Source organism: Apibacter sp. B3935, assembly GCF_009827705.1.
Lineage (GTDB): Bacteria > Bacteroidota > Bacteroidia > Flavobacteriales > Weeksellaceae > Apibacter.
Map to the genome: position 1 here is coordinate 21,522 of NZ_WINL01000001.1, position 19,505 is coordinate 41,026.

The following is a 19,505-nucleotide window of genomic DNA, read 5'->3' on the forward strand; positions in this document are numbered from 1 at the left end:
GTACTCCTTTTTTTATTGAATTTTATATTAATTATTTTTTAATTCGAGAATTAGTTAAAACATAAGTGCCGACTAATTCCCTGATATTTACATAGGTTTTCTTCATAAGTTTAGGGATATCCTTTTTTCTAATCCATTGGGCTTTATCAATTCCTTCATTTTTTTGAGGTTTAGGTTTTTCATTTCCATCATACTTCATTTCAAACCATTGAACTATTTTTAAAAAGTATTTTTTTTCAGATTGATACACATGATAAGTTGTCGTTAGGTATTTTTTTAATTTTAGATTAGAAATAGAACATTCTTCTTCTACTTCCCGTTTGGCAGCTTTTTTAAAAGTTTCATTTTCTTCCACATGACCTTTCGGTAAATCCCAATAACCGTTTCTTTTAATAAATAAATAATTGTCTTTACTATTATTAACTAATCCTCCCGCTGCATACACGGGTGTAGCTATTTTTTGTAATTTTTTCCAAACTTTTTTTGTTTCAGATGAGTAAATATGAATTGAATTTATTTTCGTATGGTACAAAATATCCAGAGCGTATACCAAAGTTTTCGAATTTTCGTATGGAAGGTTAATGGCACCTTTTCTCTTATTTTTACCAAGGGTAAGAAATCTTTGGTTTACAGAAATTTTGTACATTTGTGTTTGTTTTTACCAAAATTACAAAAATGAATATTAAAGGAGAAAAAATACTGGTTAATAAATCGGCAGAAGATATTTACACGTTAGCATCTCAGCCTTCTGAATTTAAAAAGTTCATGCCTGAAACCATTGATAAGTTTGAGGCTGATGAAGATGGATTTGTTTTTGCATTAAAAGGAATGCCTGAAATTGCCTTGAAAATGAAAGAAAGAATTCCTTATTCAAAAATTGTATTAAGTTCGGCTAAAGAAACTTTGAATTTTGACTTAAGTTTATTGATAGATCAGGTTACAGATAGTACAAGTGAAGTTCAATTTAATTTTGATGGTAAATTTAATATGTTTATATCTGCCATGGTTGAAAAGCCTTTAAAAAATTTAATTAAAGCCTTAACGGAAGGAGTTACTAAAATTTCATAACGTTAAATTTGAAACATAAAAAAAAGCTATTTTATTTAAAATAGCTTTTTTTATATAAAGAGTATTCAACTTATTTTTTTCCTTTTTTACTTCCTTTTTCAGGGTTGAAATTATCATACGCATATTTCACGGCTCTAAAAACATCTACAACACCTCCGGTTGCTGAAAGTTGATCAAAAGTTGTTTTAATCATAGGACTGTTTTCACTCTCGCCACCTGCCGTTACTTCTATAGTGGATTTATTTGCTGTTATGAATAATATATTTTTCACTTGTTCAGCAGTTAACTGAGGAAAATAAGACCATAAAAGGGCAGCACATCCCGCAACAACCGGAGAAGCCATACTGGTACCTTGTAAAAATTTATATTTTCCTTTGGTAACGGTAGAGTAAATTTCTAATCCTGGTGCAAAAATATCAACTTTTTCTTTTCCGTAGTTGGAAAAAGATGCTTTCAATGCATTATTAAATCGAGTACTGGCTCCTACGGTAATCCAATTGTTTACAAAAGATTTATGCTCATTGTCCTTAAAATTGGTTGGATAATTATACTCAGTATCTACATTTTTATTATCATTACCGGCAGCATGAACCATTAATACACCCTTTTTTTCCGCGTATTTCATAGCTTCCCATACTCTCTCTTTATTAGGAGAAAAAGGCTTACCAAAACTCATATTAATGACTTTAGCGCCATTATCAACGGCATAATATATGGCATTGGCAATATCTTTATCTCTTTCATCACCATCCGGAACTGCTCGAACTACTAAGATTTTTGCAACATCACCGGCAATACCGTCCATACCTATATTATTATTTCTAACTGCTGCAATTATACCGGAAACATGAGTTCCATGTAATGCATCCGGGCCTTCCACTTCATTGTTACCGTAATGTTTTTCCTTAATATCTGTATAATCATCACCTACAATGTAGCGAGGATCATAACTTTTATTAAGCATGTAATCTACTTTACCGGAATAGTATTTAACTGCTTCCCCCATTTCACTATCTGCCAACATATTGATTTGAGTTGCATTTTTTCCTTCCAAATCGCTATTATTTGCAATCATCTGAAGGAAAGCTTGTTTATATTGAGGAACAGTAAAAGTTGCCTCATTTACATTTTCAAGAGTCAAAGGTTTGTCACCCAGAGCATTTTGTAATTCAGTGGTCATTTGTCTTATCAAAGCTTTTTGCTCATCAATATTAGATAGGGCATCTTTAGCTTCACCTAAATCTTTATCATATATAAATTTAGCTCTTTGATATTCTTTGAATTCGTTCGGATACTTTTCCCGATTTTTTTCATTCGTTTTCAGATCACCGGTTTCGAATAGTTTTTCATATAAAGAAACAATACGGGTTGATTCCATAGTATCGTGGTCTACATCTTTTCCATCTTTTCCACCGATAAAATCCCATCCATGAACATCGTCAGCATATCCATTACCGTCGTCATCTTTACCGTTATTAGCGATTTCTTTTGGATTATTCCAAATATTATTTTTCAAATCCGGATGATCAATTTGTACACCACTATCAATTACTCCAACGATAATAGGAGAGGGCTTGAGTCCTTTAGACTTTAGAAATTCAATAGCATCAGTAGTCCCTACACCATAAATACCGGTTTTTTCATAACTTTGATGATACCAGTTTTTTAAAGCAAGGGAATCAACTGCCGGAACGTTATTTTGAGCAAATGCATTGGCAGTAAAGAATGCAAAAGCGAAGCTTAGGCTTAATAGTTTTATCTTCATTTAAAATTATTTATTTATTCGACATTAGTAAGGTAATTAGCAGATTTCGGGCCAAGATTGCATATAAGATCTAGTATGGAAAGATCATTCATAAACTCGAAACGGTCTGAAAATACCTGAATATATTTTTTATTTTTATAGGGACTTTCTTTTTTTGCATTGAATGCTTCTCGCGCATCGGTGAACGGAGGATTTTTTACGTATTCATCCGTGAGTTCGTACGAACATTCCAACTTTAGGATAGAACATGCCCATTCTAATGTGTTTAGATTTAAATCTATTAAAAAGGTTTCTTTTTTTTCCAATAATTGGATTAGCTTATCTTCGTAATATTCAAAGTAAGGAGAACTTTGATATGCTGATTGTAATGATTTAATGTGTAATTTTTGCCATGAAGACGCATAGGAAATCTTAATATCTTTTATAATTCTGGCTCCTGAATGTTCAATAGGAACAATAAGAGGCAATTTTCCATTAGCTCCTTGAACAATGCAACGATTACGATAAGTTTGTTTAGGAAAATTTTCCCACTGTTCCAAATAGATCTTTTCCGAATGGATCCATTTTTCAAAATAAGAAACAGGAGGAAAATAAAAACAAGGTAAGACGATCATAGATATTTTTTATGAAAGTGCTAATTTACCATAAAAATAAATATGATCTTCTTATTTTAACAAAATATGTATGCGATCTATTTTATATGAAATTTATTTTTTTTTCTGACTTTAAAATTAATTAGAAAAAATTATATCGTATACCCAAAAATCCTCTTAATTTTTGCAAGGACGCATAATTATAAGAAGTATCAAAAGTGTACCCGTTAGGATTGGTAATCGGATTATCAACCTCTTTATTGAAAGGGTCAAAAGGACGCATGATCGGATTTTTGGGCGTAAAATTAAATAGGTTTTTAATTCCTCCGTAAATTTCCATTCCATTATGGAATTTCTTGGTTACCTGTATATTTGCAATGCAATACCACGGGGAATATTCACTTCTAAAATCATTAGGCTCGATAGGCAACCTCATTTTTCCGTTCCATTGTCCTGAAAAGTCCAATATATAATTTTTAGGAAATGTGTAAGTCATAACAAATGTTCCGGACCATTTGGGAGCATAAAGCTGATCTGTTCTAAGATAAGAACCCTTGTCATCTTTTTCTTTGGTGTAAACATCCATATAAGTAACACCCGCCATAATTTTAAAAGGAATTAAAAAAGACCATTCCGTATTTAAAGATATACCTTGCGAAACAGCATGTCCGTCTAAGTTATCATAAATGATTTTAGTAGGATCGGAATCGAAGTCACCAATAATTTTATTAGTAAAATAAGAATAAAAACCGGTGATATCCAGATTTACATTCAGATCATCGAACATCATTTTTTTAACATAGTTCAAATTTCCGTTATATGAACGTTCAGGCTTTAAAGAATTCAAGATAACTACATCTCTCGCTCCCGTAAGAGCAGAATGATCTTCCGTAAAGATATTTACAACTCTAAAACCGGTTCCAAAACTGGCTCGGAAGGTATTCGTATAATTGGGTGAAAACTTATAGGCAATTCTTGGAGAATGTACATTTCCATGATGTTTATCGTTATCGTATCTATACCCAAGTAAAAGTTTATTTTTAGTATTTATATACCATTCATCTTGTAAAAATAATCCCGGTAACGGTGTTTCTGAAGGTCTGTTTTTTGAACCGTCAGGAGAAGCGGTCGCAGGTGTATTGTCATCGTAGTAAGTATATCTAAAAGAAGCACCTGCTAAAAAGTTATGATTTTTTATGGTTTTATCCCAATAACTTTGGATAAAGGCTACTTGTTGAGTTGCCATATACGGAGTATTCCCATACCATGAATTTTGATCATGCCAATTATATGAAAATTGGGTGTATATTTTTTCATGTAGAGGTAATTGGTAAAGTCCGATCACTTCGGCACGTTTCGTATATATACTTTCTCCGTAAACCTCGTCACTTCCTCGATATTTTTTACTCCAGTTCATTTCTCCACCCCAGCGATCTTCATTGACCCATCTCAGCCCTAAACTGGCAACTCTGTTTTCGTTTCGTTTAAAACTCCATTTATTAAAAACCGATATTCTGTTTTGTAAAGTTAAATCGGTAAAACCGTCGTGATTGGCATCGATAGGATTATCATAATAAAAATGATTGATACCCAGTAAACTGGTTACTTTTTTACCGGCATTAAATTTAAAGGATAAATCCGTACTTAATTCTCCCCAGCTTGTACTGAAAATATCCGCTGCAAATTTGGGTGCTTTTTGTGGGTTTTTAGTTATTACGTTTATAATTCCCCCCATAGCTTCTGAGCCGTATAAAGAAGAGGCGGGACCTTTAACTACCTCAATTCTTTCTACCAAACTATTGGGAATCCCACTTAAACCATAAACAGTAGCTAATCCGCTAACGATAGGCATCCCGTCAATTAATATCATGGTATAAGGACCTTCCATACCGTTTATGTGAATATCTCCCGTATTACAAACGCTGCAATTTATTTGAGGTTTAACTCCGTTAATCATTCCTACGGCATCGAAAAGACTGGGAGTAGGATTTTTTTTGAATAGTTTTGGTGTAATAATTTCAACAGGCACCGGGCTGTCAGATTTTCTAACTTCCTTCAAGGTTCCTGTCACGACAACATCGTCAATAGATTTTTCTTTAGGGTTTTTAATTGAATCTTTAACTTCTTGGGAATATAGAGTGCAAAGGGATAATGCAAAAAGTACAGTCAATCCTCTTTTCATAATTATTAATTTTAGACTAGCAAATATATAAAATTAGATTAGTCTAACAAATTTATTTTACGATTGTATTTTGGAAAAATAAATTATTTGATCTTGAAAAATTAATATTTTAATATATTTGTAAATGTTCTCATCTATAGAAGAAAATTATCTAAAAGCCTTATATAATCTGTCTGACGAAAAGGGAGAAGTATCTACTTTGGCGTTAAGCCAATCCTTAGATATCAAAATGCCTACAGTGAACAGCATGATGAAAAAATTCTTGAAAAAAGGATTGGTAAACTATCAGAGCTATAAACCTTTAAAACTGACAGAAAAAGGTAAAAAAGAAGCCGCTTTAATTCTTAGGAAACACCGTCTAACAGAAATGTATTTGGTTGAAAAAATGGGATTTAGTTGGGAAGATGTTCATGAAGTAGCCGAACAAATCGAACATATACATTCAGAAAAATTTTTCAATAAAATGGATGAATTGTTAGATTATCCTAAGTTCGATCCTCACGGTTCACCCATACCGGATAAACAAGGAAATATTGAAGGGGGACGCTTTAAAAAGTTAAACGAATACCAGATTGGAGAAATCGTGGAATTATCCGCTATCATTCACAGTTCTAAAGAATTTTTAAAGTATTTAAATTCTAAAAATTTCAATTTAGGAATTAAATTTCAGATTGAATCAGTTGAAGAGTTTGACGGAAGTGTAACCGTTCAAATTGTAGGTCAAAATAGAACAGAAGTTTTAAGTAATATGATTGCTGAAAAACTTTTAGTCAAAAATTGTTTAAATTAAAGTTACCGCGCAATTACTATCATTTTAATTATAAGGTAAAAGTGCAGTAAATGAGTAAATTAATTTAATTTTTACTATATTTACTATATGAAGAAGGGATATGCAGATTTACCTTTACACTATGGAACAGTTCCCGCCTGGTTAGCTAAAAGAATGGCTTTATTAGGTGGAGCGATTGTGGAGGCTATAGTTCAAGAATACGGAAGAAAAACTTTCTTACAAAAATTAAGCGACCCGTTTTGGTTTCAATCTTTAGGATGTGTTTTAGGAATGGATTGGCATTCTTCAGGAATAACCACTTCCGTTATGAATGCTTTGAAAAAAGCAATAAATCAAAGATCCTCGGAACTTGGTATTTATGTATGCGGGGGCAGGGGGAAATCTTCACGAAATACTCCAACGGAATTACTTCATATTGCCGATAAAACCGGTTTAGATGCAAATGAACTCATTACTAAGAGCAGATTGGTAGCTAAAGTTGATAATTGTGCGGTTCAAGATGGTTTCCAAATATATTTACATTCTTTTGTAGTTACTACAGATGGTGATTGGACAGTTGTGCAGCAAGGAATGAATATCAACGATAAACTGGCAAGAAGGTATCATTGGCTGTCTTCTTCAGTTCAATCCTTTACGGAAACTCCCCATACTTTTATTTATGGTAAAAACAAAGGAGAAATCCTTAATCTGACCGATAAAGATGCTTCTACTACCAAACAGGGAATTTTGGAACTAACTAAGGAAAATCCGGATCGTTTAATGAAAGAAATATCTCTTATACTGCCTACTCATCATGAGGTACGTGAAAAAGACGTCAATTTGAAGAGATTGGGCGCCGCTTTGGTACTTGCTCATGAAACAGATGTTCAAGATGTGGAATCTCTGTTGCTTTTGAATGGAGTAGGACCCAGAACGCTTCAATCGTTGACCTTAGTTAGTGAGGTAATACATGGCACTCCTTCCAGATTTTCAGATCCCGCCCGTTTTTCTTTTGCACACGGAGGAAAAGACGGACATCCTTTTCCTGTACCCACTCGAGTATATGATGAAACCATTGAAGTTTTTGATAAAGCATTGCAACGATCTAAATTAGGAGAAACCGATAAATTGGAAGCATTGAAAAATCTATCCAAAGTATCTATGGAAATTGAAAAGAATTTTAAACCCAATAACAATTTTCATGAATGGATTGAAAATGAACGGAAAAATTCTTGGAAATACGGTGGTAAAACCATATATGGAGACGCCGTTGAAAACAGCAGTCTTATAAAAAAAACCGTCAAGAAAACTAATAAATCTGTAACTAAAAAAATAGATAAAAACCAACTCAGCCTGTTTGATTAAGCATAAGAAGGTATTTAAAGACTTTCACCAATAAATTTAGCCTTTAATTCTGTTTCGGTCCATTCTTTTTGCGGATTACTTTTCGCTGTAATACCACCACCTACATAAAGTAAAGCTCCATTAGCATATAGTTTAGCACATCGTAAATTAACAAAATACTTTTTAAATTTCTGAGTTTCCAATCCTATATATCCTGCATAAAAATCACGATTATATCCTTCATTCTCCAAAATATAACTTCTACTTTTATTTAACGGAATTCCACAAACGGCAGGTGTAGGATGCAAATCTGCTATCAATTGAGGTAGTTGATCAGAAGTTTTTAATCTTGCAGAAAGATAGGTTATCAAATGTTTAACAAGTCCTAAATGAAGTGTTTCAGGACCCTTTACCGTTAAATTCGAAGTATAGACTTTAATTTTTTCACAAATATAATCTGTGACATATTTTTGCTCTTCTATTTCTTTGCTTTCCCAATGAACCGAATCAATATCCGGTAACGTTCCTGCAAGCGCCATCGTTGTAAATAAAGAATTTTCAAAAGAACCTAGGATTTCAGGAGTAGCCCCCATCCAAATTTCATTTTGATTCCAATAGCTTACCTGACAAAAGGAGGATGGATATTTTTCGCATAAAAACAAAAACGATTTGAAAGGGTTGATTTTATCCTTATTGATCCATTTTTCGCGAGAAATTACAATTTTATCTGTTTGTTTTTGTTGAATATAATGAATGGTCCGTTGAAGAAGATTTAAATATTCTTGTTCTGAAATAACCTTTGTATTTTCATTGTTAGGTAGAGGAAATATAAGGTCATTCGATGGTAATAAATCATTTACCTCAGTAAATGTTGAAAAATGGAATGTATATTTCTTTGAATTATCAAAAGATTGAAAAGAATATTCATATAAGCCGCCCTCTTCCTTTTTGATTAAAAATATTTTACTGTCTTTAGGAAGTCGAATAAAAGCAAAAGGAATATTTTTTTTAATGCAATCTTTAACTGTTTCAGAAAATACCATTATTCAAAATTATTTTTAGGAACAATGCGATTAGTCATGGTAACATAACAATTTTTAAAAGTATTTCCCTCATCATCCGTACAAAAAATATTAATTTCAACCACATGGGATGTATTTCCTTTGTTAATAAATTGGGCTGTAGCTGAAATTTTTCCGTTTTTAACAGATTTTAAATGATAACCGTTTACTTGCGTTCCGAAAACATAATAATTTGAAGGATCAACCGTGGTAATAGATAAAACCGAACCTACAGTTTCAGCAAGAGCTAATGAGGCTCCACCATGTAAAAATCCTATCGGTTGGTGTACCCGGGAATTTACTTCCATTTCTGCAGTTAGTGTATCTCCTGTATAATCAGTGTATACGATCCCTAAGGTATCCATTAGTGTATTTGGTGAAGATTCATTTAGCTTGGCCAAAAGTTCTGCCTTATCCATTTTTTATTATTTACGTTTCATGCAAATTTATAAAAAATTAAACTCAAGGATTGGGCGAGAGGAAAGAATACCGATTCTAATTTTTTTACTATTTCTTTCTTTGCAATCTGATTGCAACATAGGGGAATTATTTTTGTTATATAATTAAAAAATATAGATAGTTATGTCTTCTTATAAACCCGGTTGTGCCTGTAATGACAACGATAGAAAAAATATTACTAATCAAGGAGATCATGAATCTTCTCATGGGCATACCCATGATCACGAACTAGATTTCAACATAAATATTTTTCAATTATTTTTACCGGCCATCATAAGTTCTATCCTTTTAGCTCTCGCTCTCATTTTAGATTATTCTAAAACTTCATTTTTCAATTCTTGGATTAAATTGGGAGCATATATACTAGCTTATTTGCCTGTAGGGTATCCTGTATTTAAAGAAATGTTGGAAGAATTTAAGCATAAGGATTTTTTCAATGAGCTATCGTTAATGTTTTTAGCTTCGGTAGGTGCTTTTTATATAGGAGAATATCCGGAAGCGGTTGCAGTTATGTTATTTTATTCCATTGGAGAAAACTTCCAATCGTTGGCAGTAGCTAAAGCTAAAAGAAATATTAATGCTTTATTAGATCAAAGACCCGATGAAGCGACAATTATTGAAAATCAAACTACTAAAGTCGTAAAAGCTAAAGAGGTTCAAGTAGGCGAAATTATACAACTGAAACCGGGAGATAAAGTAGCATTGGATGGAGAATTGCTTTCTTCAACGGCTACGTTCAATACTTCTGCGTTAAGCGGGGAAAGTACCCCGCAAAGTAAAGAAAAAGGGGAGACCATTTTAGCAGGAATGATAAATCTTAACACTTCTTCACTTGTAAAAGTTACTACTCCTTATTCAGACAGTAAATTATCTAAAATATTGGATTTAGTTCAAAATGCTACCGGTCAAAAAGCGAAAACAGAATTGTTTATCAGAAAATTTGCGAAGATTTATACTCCGGCGGTTTTCTTTATTGCCTTGTTGGTGTTTATATTACCTTATTTTTTTGTTGCAAACTATGAATATGAAACTTGGTTATATCGATCCTTAATATTTTTAGTTATATCCTGTCCATGCGCTTTGGTAATCTCAATACCTTTAGGATATTTCGGAGGCATAGGTTTAGCTTCAAGAAACGGTATTTTGGTTAAAGGTTCCAACTTTTTGGATATCTTGGCTGAAGTCAAACAAATTGTATTTGATAAAACAGGAACTTTAACCTTAGGAAATTTTTCTGTTCAAAATGTACATGTTGAGCAAGGTTTTGATCGGACTCAATTATTACAATGGGTTAATATAGCTGAATCTCATAGTAATCATCCGATTGCCACCGCAATTCAAGCTTATGTAAATCAAAAACCTGAGGTAACAAAAATTACTTCCATGGAAGATATTCCGGGAAAAGGGATTAAAGTGGAAATAGAAGATAATGAATTGTTAGTAGGTAATTTTAAATTAATGGATGCCTATTCTATTTCTTATCCGGATACTTGTAAAGAAATCATAAATACTGTAGTTTTAATTGCAGTAAATAATAAGTTCGCCGGATATTTGGAAATTGCAGATCAAATTAAATCAGGAGCTCAACAAGATATTAAAAAAATACATGATTTAGGCATCGGGGCAACTATTCTTAGCGGTGATAAAAATACAATCGTACAAAAAGTTGCCCGGGAATTAGGTATAGATCATGCCTATGGTGAACTTTTACCGGAAGATAAGGTAAGTAAAATGAAGGAAATAAAATCAACAGTGATTGGTAAAGTAGCTTTTGTAGGTGATGGATTTAATGATGCACCGGTGATCGCTTTAAGTGATGTTGGTATAGCCATGGGAGGTTTAGGCAGTGATGCGACGATCGAAGTAGCCGATGTCATAATTCAAGACGATCAGACCTCTAAAATTCCTTTAGCTGTTAAAATAGGTAAAGCCACGAAACATGTTGTATGGCAAAATGTGATATTAGCTTTTGGTATTAAAATTATTGTAATGATTTTAGGAATTTTTGGTGATATTCATCTATTGGAAGCTGTATTTGCCGATGTGGGAGTAGCCCTTTTAGCTATATTAAATGCCGTTCGTCTACAAAAAGCCAACCTAAATAAATAGAATTTCTCTACCATTTGTACGAATAAATTTTAATACATTCTTTATTAAAACAGGTAAGTAAATTAGGTACTTATCTGTTTAAAATTCGATATATGTTGATTGAAGATTATTTTTTGATTCTAATGTTTAAACAGATATTAATACAATAAATTATTTTTCAATTTATCAATATTTAAATGCATTCGGTTAATCAAAAAATTTTGAATGGATCCATACTCATTTTCTATTTCGTTTAATGCGCTCTCTAAATAATCCGGTATGACCGTATATAAATATTTGTTGGATGGATTTTGTTCAATCAACGGATGGTATTTATCCGCCAGATAATCATTGGATGCTAAATAATCTTTTAAAATAATATCTTTAGGAATATCTAGAGCATATAGCAACAATGCGGTAGCCAATCCGGTGCGATCTTTCCCTGCTGAACAATGAAAAAGGAGCGGTAATTTTTCTTGATCTTGTATATAGGTAAAAAATTCTTCGTATGCGTTTAAATATTTATCTTCTGTAACTAAAAGTTTGTATAAATGCTTCATAGCATTTATTACATCATTTTTGCTCGTATGAATACTTTTAGCATATGCTTTTAAACGACCGGGTTCAATACATAAATAGTAATGATTTTTAACTTCTGCAGGAATTTTGTCCGGTAAGGCTTTATATTCTTCTTCGCATCTGAAATCAACCAGAGTAATTATAGGAATACTGGATAAATATAGTAAATCATTATGGGTTAAATTATATAAATCGTCTGTTCTAAATAATTTCCCCCATTTAATTCGTTTTCCGTCTTTAGACTCTAAACCTCCTAAATCTCTAAAATTATATCCTCCTTCCATCGGAAGGTGTGTTTCCGCAAGTATAGCCGATCCTTCGGAAGTCTCTAATTTAAAATAACTTCTTTTGGATGGTAATATATATAAAGGATAAGTTCCGTAATCTTTACCTTGCGCGATCGGTTTTTTAGTATCAATAGTTTGAACTGAATCGCCTGAATATAATTTCCATTCTCCCGAAATATTTATATTTAAATAAGCTGATTTTGTATGCTTTTCTCGTATAATTTTACATCTTTTTAGAATGTCAATAGGGTTATCTGAATTTTCTTTTTCTTTAGTCATACCTGCTATCATACTAATTTTTGGATTATATTACTTATTAAAAACTTAAATCACATCAAATTTATTGCCATAAAAATTATTGAAATAATCTATATTTTAATTATTTGTAAAAGAATACTAATTAAAGTAGGTCTTTTTAATATCTTTGTAGGTAAAATAATAATATACTATACGAAATCAGGAATACTACGTTTTAATCAATCGGATTGATTTTAAAATTTATATTAAAATCATGACTTTCTAAGAAAATAAAATATCTACATATAATGTATGTTTAAGTACTAATAAATAAATATAGGTGTAACTATGGTTTCAATACATGAATGGTGGACAATTTTAAAGCAACAATTTTATCAAATTTCTTTGTTAGAAGCCATAGGAGTAGCTTTTGGTATAGCGGAAGCTTTATTCGCCAAATATAATAAGGTTTGGTTGTATCCTTGCGGCTTACTTAATATACTCATAACCATGTATATTTATTGGGATTTTCGTTTATATGCGGAAATTTTATTGCAAGGATATTATTTTGTGATGAGTATATATGGATGGTTTTTATGGACAAATAAAACTAATAATAGTAGTACGGTAAGTTTATGTACTGTCAACGATAGATTAATCGCATGTTGCATTGTGATATTTTCATGGATTCTTTTATATTTTTTCTTAACGAATTACACTAATTCAGATGTTCCTGTATGGGACTCATTGGTGAGCGCATTTGCTTGGGCCGGTATGTGGCTATTAGCAAAAAGAAAACTGGATAATTGGATTTTTTTAAATATTAGTAATTTTATAGCCGTTCCGTTATTACTTCATAAAGGACTTTTATTATATTCTCTTTTAACTATATTTTTATTTATCATCGCAATTTTTGGATATTTAGATTGGAAAAAAATTATTAATTCACAAAAGTTAAAAAATTAGAACATAAAATAATGTGGACATTACTTATAGGGATTTCATCCGGTTTTTTAGCAGGGACTTTAATTAAAGGTCGAGGTTTTGGATGTTTTGGAAATTTAATGGTTGGTATTTTAGGTAGTTTTTTAGGAAATTGGCTATTTAGACATCTTCAAATACCGGTTAATGAAAATGATAAAACTCTCCTATTGGCTATGTCCACTATTGGCGCTATTTTCCTTTTAGCATTGGTGTCAATCTTCACTAAAAGATAAAAAGCCATCTAATTTAGACGGCTTTTTATTAAATCTTTATACTGATTTATTTACTTGATTCAAATAATTCAGAAACTTTATCCCAGTTTATCACGTTAAAGAAAGCACTGATGTAGTCTGCTCTTCTGTTTTGATAGTTAAGATAGTAAGCATGCTCCCAAACATCCAACCCTAGAATAGGAGTTCCTGATGCACCTACTCCCGGCATTAAAGGATTGTCTTGATTTGCCGTTGAGCCAATACTTAATTTTCCATTATTGGATAACAACCAAGCCCATCCGGATCCGAATCTGCCGGCTGCTGCTTTTGAAAATTCATCTTTGAAAGCATCAAAAGATCCAAAAGATTCGTTGATTGCTGCAGCTAAATTTCCTTCCGGTTTACCTTTACCATTAGGGGTTAACCATTCCCAAAATAAACAATGGTTCAAATAACCACCACCATTATTTCTTATAGGGGTTTTATCAAAACCTTTAATTATAATTTGTTCTATAGGTAAATTTTCAAGTTCTGTACCGGCGATTGCATTATTTAAATTTGTAGTATAAGTACCATGATGTTTCGTATAATGGATTTCCATGGTTTTTGCATCGATATAAGGCTCTAGCGCATTGTATGCATACGGTAATTTTGGTAATTCAAATGCCATATTCTTTTTTTTAATTAAAAATTAAACTTAACTTAAATTTATTAAACAAATCTAGTGAATTTAAGAGTAAGTATGCGGTAAAGGCATTAAATTATTTAATAAAGATATTTGAAATTAATATGTAAACAAATATTTACTGTTTTTTTGAAATAAAAAATATTCAGATTATTAGAAAAGATTTATCTGTTCACCATCTGTCCCGGAGTTCGGATCTTGAGAATCTTTAGGTTCAGTTGGGGCTTCTTCAGTTTCAGCATCGGCATTTGCTTCATTTTCCTGTTCGTAAGGTTCTTCTGTAATGGTTATCTTTTTTATTTTTTCTTTAGAAATTTGATTTCCTTGTGCCTTAATTCCTTTAATAGCTATAAAGTCTTCTAAATTAATGGTTTCCGGACTTTTATCTTTACCAAAATTGATTTTAGCAATTAATTTCCATCCGGTTCCAACCCATTCTATAAAAGATCTTGGATTTTCTGAGATAAAAAATACTTGCGGATTCAAGGTATCATCTAATAAGAAGCGTTTAATATAATAAATGGATTTATCTCCGTCGTAATATATACAACATACCGGTTTTTCCGGATTCCATTTTTCAAGTACTAAAAATTCATTATCAAAATGATTTAACAGATCAAAAGTATGAAGTTTAGCAATACCGGTAGAAGAGAGGGTAACAATTTTATCGGCTCCTTTAAAAGTGCCTAAATATTTACCGCGGCCTTCAACGTTTAAGCGTTGTACTGATTCATCAAACCATATTTTTCTAGGGGCTAAAGTAGAAATACCTGACTCTTTTAATTCAATTTTCTTTATATAATTTTTTGATACCAAATTTCCTTTAGAGCTTCTTCCTTTAATGGCTAATTCCGAAAAATCTATGTCAAACTTTAATTTTTTCAACCTTTGGCTGGGTTTAAGGAAAATGGTAACTGATTCCGCTTCACCATTGGGATTCGCAGTAAAATATTGGACTTCTGAACCTTTAGCGGTAGAGGCTAAATTATATTCTTTATCTCTGGTTATGGAGGTAACCGGAAATCTTTTCATATACCAAGGACCTAGTTTACCTTCACGATAGATCATATTGTAAATAGTACGGGTATCATTTTTCTTCCAAATTCCTACATGGATGATGTTTTTTCCTACAAAGGTTTTAGCATCTGCTTTAGTAACCAGCATTACCCCGTCTTTTCTAAACACAATTATATCATCTATATCCGAACAGTCAAAAAGGTATTCATCCTTTTTAAGGGAATATCCAATAAATCCTTCTTCACGATTGACATAGAATTTAATATTTGCAACTGCAACCTTTGCTGCGTCAATTGTATCAAAAGTTCGAATTTCGGTTTTCCTTTCTTTATTTTTCCCGTATTTTTTCTTTATATTGGTAAAGTATTCAATTGCATATTGGATTAATTGATCTAAATGGTGTTTTACTTCTTTTATTTTTCCATCTAATGCTGCAATATTTTCCTCTGCTTTATCCAGGTCAAATCGGGTAATTCTTTTAATGCGTATTTCAGTTAACTTATTAATATCCTCTTCGGAAACTTCTCTAATCAAATGTTTAGTAAAAGGTTTTAATCCGGCATCGATAGTTGAGATCACATCTTCCCACTTATCAAGTTCTTCGATTTGATGGTAGATCCTGTTTTCGATAAATATTTTTTCTAACGAAGCAAAATGCCATTGTTCTTGCAATTCGCCGAGTTCAATCTCTAATTCTTGCTTAAGAAGATTTACAGTATGGTTGGTATTTCTTCTTAATATTTCAGAAACACTTAAAAATTCCGGTTTGTCTACATTGATGACACATGCATTAGGAGATATTGAAATTTCGCAATCTGTGAAAGCATATAATGCATCAATCATCTTGTCCGGAGAGACATCATTAGGTAAGTGTATTAAAATTTCAACTTCAGAAGCGGTATTATCTTCAACTTTTTTTATTTTAATTTTTCCCTTCTCATTGGCTTTAAGGATACTGTCTATAAGAGAACCTGTATTAGTTCCATACGGAATTTCATTTATTAGAAGAAGTCCTTTTTCAGGATTTGAAATTCTGGCTCGAGCCCTTATTTTTCCTCCGCGTTCTCCGTCATTATAATTCGCAACGTCAATTAAACCTCCTGTTTGGAAATCAGGATATAAGGTAAATGTTTTTCCTTTTAAAATCGCAATAGAAGCATCGATTAATTCTAAAAAATTATGTGGTAAAATCTTAGTTGATAATCCCACGGCAATACCTTCCACTCCTTGAGATAAAAGTAAGGGAAATTTTATAGGAAGGTTTTCAGGCTCTTTATTCCGTCCATCATAAGATGGTTTCCAAACCGTAGTTTTAGGATTAAAGACAACTTCCAAAGCAAAAGGAGTTAATCTGGATTCAATATAACGGGCAGCAGCTGCTCCGTCTCCTGTATATATATTACCCCAGTTTCCTTGGGTATCAATTAATAGTTCTTTTTGTCCTATTTGAACGATAGCATCAGTAATAGCAGCGTCTCCATGGGGGTGGTATTTCATGGTATTACCCACCACATTGGCAACCTTATTATATCGGCCATCTTCTAATTCCCTCATTGAGTGTAGGATTCTTTTTTGAACGGGTTTTAAACCGTCGAAGATGGATGGAATAGCCCTTTCAAGAATGACATAAGAAGCATAATCTAAAAACCAATTCTGGTACATACCAGATATTTTTTGAATAGTTTCAGTGTTTCGATTATTTTTATTTACGTTTTCTTGATTGTCTTCGTTCATTATTAGTTTAAAAGTGTCTTTATATACTTATTATAAACTTTTATTGATAAATTTCTTTTTTGTTTTCGCTGATTACCTTATTAAGTGAAATTCGTATATCTCTAATTTGTCTAGAATTTAAATATGAAATATCGAAATTCACTTTAGATTGTCCTGAACTTACTCGTTTACTGGATATGTAAATTTCTAAAACTTTTTTAAATAAAGGCTTGTTTTTTATAACAAATTTAACAAGTTTTCTTTTAGGAAAGTCAGATAATGATTCTCTAACCAAAAATGCAATCGGAAGAGATTTCTCATTTTGAAAGATTAAAGTCTCTCCCTCACTGTCATACCTAAAGAAAGGACAACCTAAATAGGCTAAATAAATAAGCAATAATAGACTTATAAATAAAACAAATTCATCACTTCTGCCAAAAGCAGGTACATTTAAATAGATAAATACAAAACTAGTAAAAAAAACTATCAATATTACAATATTTATTATAGCAATTTTACTTTTGGTTTTTGGATTTTGAAATTTCATAAAAAAGCAGTTTTTGGATTATTCATCTTATATAGTTTTTTTTAATTTCAATTATTAAAAAGTATCTATTACTAAATTGTTAATTATAAATTCTTGCCTGGTTTGTGTATTTTTTCCCATGTAAAAGTCCAATAGTTCTTCAATAGAAGTATTTTTACTTAACATTACGGGTTCTAATTTTATATCTTTGCCGATAAAATTTTTAAACTCGTCAGGTGATATTTCTCCCAACCCTTTAAAACGAGTTATTTCGGGATTTTTTCCTAACTCTTGGATTGCTTTAATTCGCTCTTCATCTGTATAACAATACCGTGTTTCTTTTTTATTTCTAACCCTGAATAAAGGAGTTTGGAGAATATATAAATGCCCGTTCTTTATTAAATCAGGGAAAAATTGTAAGAAAAAAGTTATCATAAGCAAACGGATGTGCATTCCGTCAACGTCGGCATCTGTTGCGATAACTACATTATTATAACGTAAATCTTCTAAGCTTATTTCAATATTTAAAGCAGATTGAAGTAAATTAAATTCTTCGTTCTCATAAACTATTTTTTTGGTCAATCCATAGCTGTTCAATGGTTTTCCACGAAGGCTGAATACCGCTTGGGTTTCCACGTCTCTACTTTTAGTTATGGATCCGGAGGCTGAATCACCTTCCGTAATAAATATAGTAGATTCCAATTTTCTTTGAGACTTCTGATCATTGTAATGTTGACGACAATCTCTTAATTTTTTATTGTGTAAACTTACTTTTTTTGCTCTTTCTCTTGCCAGTTTTTGAATGCCGGAAAGTTCTTTCCTTTCTTTTTCAGATATTATAATTTTTCTTTGAAGAGCATCCGCCACCTCCGGATTTTTATGTAAAAAATTATCTAAATGTTTTTTTAGAAAATCATTCATAAAAGTTCGAATCGTGGGTAAATCGGGTCCCATTTCACTACTTCCCAATTTAGTTTTAGTTTGCGATTCAAAAACCGGTTCAATAATTTTAATGGAAACCGCTGCTATGATTGATTTTCTAATATCAGATGCATCGTAGTTTTTATTATAAAATTCTCGTATGGTTTTTACGAAGGCTTCTTTAAAAGCGTTGAGATGTGTTCCTCCTTGTGTGGTATGTTGACCGTTTACAAAGGAAAAATAAGCTTCTGATTGAGAACGTTCGCTGTGAGTGAAAGCTACTTCAATATCTTCATCTTTTAAATGGATGATAGGATAAATCGTTTCTCCTTCAATATTATCTTGAAGTAAGTCTTGCAAACCATTTTCAGAATAGTATTCTTCTCCATTAAAGAAAATTTTCAGTCCGGGATTAAGATAGACATAGTTTTTAAGCATTTTGTCTATATATTCTTTCCTGAACTTGAAGTTTCCGAATATGGAAGAATCAGGTTCAAAAGAAATTTCGGTACCTTTTCTTTCTTTGGATTCTGTTTCAGGGCTTTCGTATGTCAGTACACCTTTTGAAAATTCAGCATATCGTGAAACTCCATCACGTACGGATTTAACCTTAAAATAGGAGGATAATGCATTTACGGCTTTTGTACCCACTCCATTCAATCCAACGGATTTTTTAAAGGCTCTGGAATCATATTTTCCTCCCGTGTTCATTTTAGAAACGGCATCAACCATTTTTCCTAAAGGAATACCTCTTCCGTAATCTCGTATTTTTATTATGGTATTATCAAGGGAAAGATCAATTTTTTTTCCTGCTCCCATAACATATTCATCGATGGAATTATCGATTATTTCTTTTAAGAGAATATAGATACCATCATCCGGGGAAGATCCGTCACCTAATTTTCCAATATACATTCCCGGACGGATACGAATATGCTCCTGCCATTCGAGAGTTTTTATATTATCCTCGGTATATTGAGTACTTTGATTCATCTTCTTCCAACTAAATATGTGC

The 19,505-nt window shown here is 32.0% G+C and carries 17 protein-coding genes; 6 read left to right on the plus strand and 11 right to left on the minus strand.

Translation table 11 applies throughout. The features are described 5' to 3' along the window. Positions 1 to 31 precede the first annotated feature (31 nt). On the minus strand, positions 32 to 646 hold the full coding sequence (locus GFV00_RS00085) for an NUDIX hydrolase (RefSeq protein WP_160556814.1): 615 nt from the start codon (positions 644 to 646) through the stop codon (positions 32 to 34). Between the two features lie 29 nt (positions 647 to 675). Between GFV00_RS00085 and GFV00_RS00090 the strand changes: the two genes are divergently transcribed. Continuing rightward, positions 676 to 1,068: an SRPBCC family protein gene (locus GFV00_RS00090; protein ID WP_160556813.1), complete on the plus strand. Its 393-nt coding sequence runs from the start codon at positions 676 to 678 to the stop codon at positions 1,066 to 1,068. 70 nt (positions 1,069 to 1,138) lie between these two features. Here the strand turns inward: GFV00_RS00090 and GFV00_RS00095 are convergent, their stop codons facing one another. From GFV00_RS00095 to GFV00_RS00105, 3 genes are all read right to left on the minus strand, one after another. Continuing rightward, positions 1,139 to 2,833: a S8 family peptidase gene (locus GFV00_RS00095; RefSeq protein WP_160556812.1), complete on the minus strand. Its 1,695-nt coding sequence runs from the start codon at positions 2,831 to 2,833 to the stop codon at positions 1,139 to 1,141. Between the two features lie 14 nt (positions 2,834 to 2,847). Next, positions 2,848 to 3,447: a WbqC family protein gene (locus GFV00_RS00100; protein ID WP_160556811.1), complete on the minus strand. Its 600-nt coding sequence runs from the start codon at positions 3,445 to 3,447 to the stop codon at positions 2,848 to 2,850. A 121-nt stretch (positions 3,448 to 3,568) separates the two neighbouring features. Then, a complete protein-coding gene (locus GFV00_RS00105) occupies positions 3,569 to 5,608 on the minus strand; it encodes a TonB-dependent siderophore receptor (RefSeq protein ID WP_160556810.1) in 2,040 nt (679 codons plus the stop codon). Between the two features lie 124 nt (positions 5,609 to 5,732). Here GFV00_RS00105 and GFV00_RS00110 point away from each other — a divergent pair, with 124 nt between their 5' ends. Both GFV00_RS00110 and GFV00_RS00115 read left to right on the plus strand, forming a co-directional pair. After that, entirely contained in the window at positions 5,733 to 6,398 is a 666-nt protein-coding gene (locus tag GFV00_RS00110; protein ID WP_160556809.1) for a metal-dependent transcriptional regulator, read from the plus strand. 87 nt (positions 6,399 to 6,485) lie between these two features. After that, positions 6,486 to 7,742, plus strand: a complete 1,257-nt coding sequence (locus tag GFV00_RS00115; RefSeq protein WP_160556808.1) for a DUF763 domain-containing protein — start codon at positions 6,486 to 6,488, stop codon at positions 7,740 to 7,742. Between the two features lie 14 nt (positions 7,743 to 7,756). Here GFV00_RS00115 and GFV00_RS00120 read toward each other — a convergent pair whose 3' ends face one another. Further along, entirely contained in the window at positions 7,757 to 8,764 is a 1,008-nt protein-coding gene (locus tag GFV00_RS00120; protein ID WP_160556807.1) for a chorismate-binding protein, read from the minus strand. Beyond that, a complete protein-coding gene (locus tag GFV00_RS00125; protein WP_160556806.1) occupies positions 8,764 to 9,201 on the minus strand; it encodes a hotdog fold thioesterase in 438 nt (145 codons plus the stop codon). The genes GFV00_RS00120 and GFV00_RS00125 overlap by 1 nt, the downstream gene beginning before the upstream one ends. 163 nt (positions 9,202 to 9,364) lie before the next feature. Between GFV00_RS00125 and GFV00_RS00130 the strand changes: the two genes are divergently transcribed. After that, positions 9,365 to 11,350: a heavy metal translocating P-type ATPase gene (locus GFV00_RS00130; RefSeq protein ID WP_160556805.1), complete on the plus strand. Its 1,986-nt coding sequence runs from the start codon at positions 9,365 to 9,367 to the stop codon at positions 11,348 to 11,350. Between the two features lie 137 nt (positions 11,351 to 11,487). Here the strand turns inward: GFV00_RS00130 and GFV00_RS00135 are convergent, their stop codons facing one another. Continuing rightward, a complete protein-coding gene (locus GFV00_RS00135; protein ID WP_160556804.1) occupies positions 11,488 to 12,486 on the minus strand; it encodes a tyrosine-protein phosphatase in 999 nt (332 codons plus the stop codon). A 294-nt stretch (positions 12,487 to 12,780) separates the two neighbouring features. Between GFV00_RS00135 and pnuC the strand changes: the two genes are divergently transcribed. Both pnuC and GFV00_RS00145 read left to right on the plus strand, forming a co-directional pair. Next, a complete protein-coding gene (pnuC, locus tag GFV00_RS00140) occupies positions 12,781 to 13,398 on the plus strand; it encodes a nicotinamide riboside transporter PnuC (RefSeq protein ID WP_160556803.1) in 618 nt (205 codons plus the stop codon). Positions 13,399 to 13,409: 11 nt separating this feature from the next. After that, the gene (locus tag GFV00_RS00145) at positions 13,410 to 13,649 is read left to right on the plus strand and encodes a GlsB/YeaQ/YmgE family stress response membrane protein (RefSeq protein ID WP_160556802.1); all 240 of its coding nucleotides are present in this window, start codon (positions 13,410 to 13,412) and stop codon (positions 13,647 to 13,649) included. A 46-nt stretch (positions 13,650 to 13,695) separates the two neighbouring features. On the opposite strand, the gene GFV00_RS00150 is transcribed toward GFV00_RS00145, so the two are convergent. The 4 genes from GFV00_RS00150 to GFV00_RS00165 form a co-directional block, all read right to left on the minus strand. Next, on the minus strand, positions 13,696 to 14,298 hold the full coding sequence (locus GFV00_RS00150; protein ID WP_160556801.1) for a superoxide dismutase: 603 nt from the start codon (positions 14,296 to 14,298) through the stop codon (positions 13,696 to 13,698). Between the two features lie 168 nt (positions 14,299 to 14,466). Further along, the gene (locus tag GFV00_RS00155) at positions 14,467 to 17,064 is read right to left on the minus strand and encodes a DNA gyrase/topoisomerase IV subunit A (RefSeq protein WP_160556800.1); all 2,598 of its coding nucleotides are present in this window, start codon (positions 17,062 to 17,064) and stop codon (positions 14,467 to 14,469) included. Positions 17,065 to 17,104: 40 nt separating this feature from the next. Beyond that, positions 17,105 to 17,590, minus strand: a complete 486-nt coding sequence (locus GFV00_RS00160) for a hypothetical protein (RefSeq protein WP_160556799.1) — start codon at positions 17,588 to 17,590, stop codon at positions 17,105 to 17,107. A gap of 54 nt (positions 17,591 to 17,644) precedes the next feature. Further along, positions 17,645 to 19,483: a DNA topoisomerase IV subunit B gene (locus GFV00_RS00165; protein ID WP_160543186.1), complete on the minus strand. Its 1,839-nt coding sequence runs from the start codon at positions 19,481 to 19,483 to the stop codon at positions 17,645 to 17,647. Between the last annotated feature and the right edge of the window lie 22 nt (positions 19,484 to 19,505).

Coding starts and splice junctions, on each gene's coding strand:
- GFV00_RS00135 (WP_160556804.1), bottom strand. CDS start 12,486: ATGATAGCAGGTATGACTAAAGAAAAAGAAAATTCAGATAACCCTATT.
- GFV00_RS00145 (WP_160556802.1), top strand. CDS start 13,410: ATGTGGACATTACTTATAGGGATTTCATCCGGTTTTTTAGCAGGGACT.
- GFV00_RS00100 (WP_160556811.1), bottom strand. CDS start 3,447: ATGATCGTCTTACCTTGTTTTTATTTTCCTCCTGTTTCTTATTTTGAA.
- GFV00_RS00090 (WP_160556813.1), top strand. CDS start 676: ATGAATATTAAAGGAGAAAAAATACTGGTTAATAAATCGGCAGAAGAT.
- GFV00_RS00110 (WP_160556809.1), top strand. CDS start 5,733: ATGTTCTCATCTATAGAAGAAAATTATCTAAAAGCCTTATATAATCTG.
- GFV00_RS00085 (WP_160556814.1), bottom strand. CDS start 646: ATGTACAAAATTTCTGTAAACCAAAGATTTCTTACCCTTGGTAAAAAT.
- GFV00_RS00095 (WP_160556812.1), bottom strand. CDS start 2,833: ATGAAGATAAAACTATTAAGCCTAAGCTTCGCTTTTGCATTCTTTACT.
- GFV00_RS00155 (WP_160556800.1), bottom strand. CDS start 17,064: ATGAACGAAGACAATCAAGAAAACGTAAATAAAAATAATCGAAACACT.
- GFV00_RS00150 (WP_160556801.1), bottom strand. CDS start 14,298: ATGGCATTTGAATTACCAAAATTACCGTATGCATACAATGCGCTAGAG.
- GFV00_RS00105 (WP_160556810.1), bottom strand. CDS start 5,608: ATGAAAAGAGGATTGACTGTACTTTTTGCATTATCCCTTTGCACTCTA.
- pnuC (WP_160556803.1), top strand. CDS start 12,781: ATGGTTTCAATACATGAATGGTGGACAATTTTAAAGCAACAATTTTAT.
- GFV00_RS00160 (WP_160556799.1), bottom strand. CDS start 17,590: ATGAAATTTCAAAATCCAAAAACCAAAAGTAAAATTGCTATAATAAAT.
- GFV00_RS00165 (WP_160543186.1), bottom strand. CDS start 19,483: ATGAATCAAAGTACTCAATATACCGAGGATAATATAAAAACTCTCGAA.
- GFV00_RS00125 (WP_160556806.1), bottom strand. CDS start 9,201: ATGGATAAGGCAGAACTTTTGGCCAAGCTAAATGAATCTTCACCAAAT.
- GFV00_RS00115 (WP_160556808.1), top strand. CDS start 6,486: ATGAAGAAGGGATATGCAGATTTACCTTTACACTATGGAACAGTTCCC.
- GFV00_RS00120 (WP_160556807.1), bottom strand. CDS start 8,764: ATGGTATTTTCTGAAACAGTTAAAGATTGCATTAAAAAAAATATTCCT.
- GFV00_RS00130 (WP_160556805.1), top strand. CDS start 9,365: ATGTCTTCTTATAAACCCGGTTGTGCCTGTAATGACAACGATAGAAAA.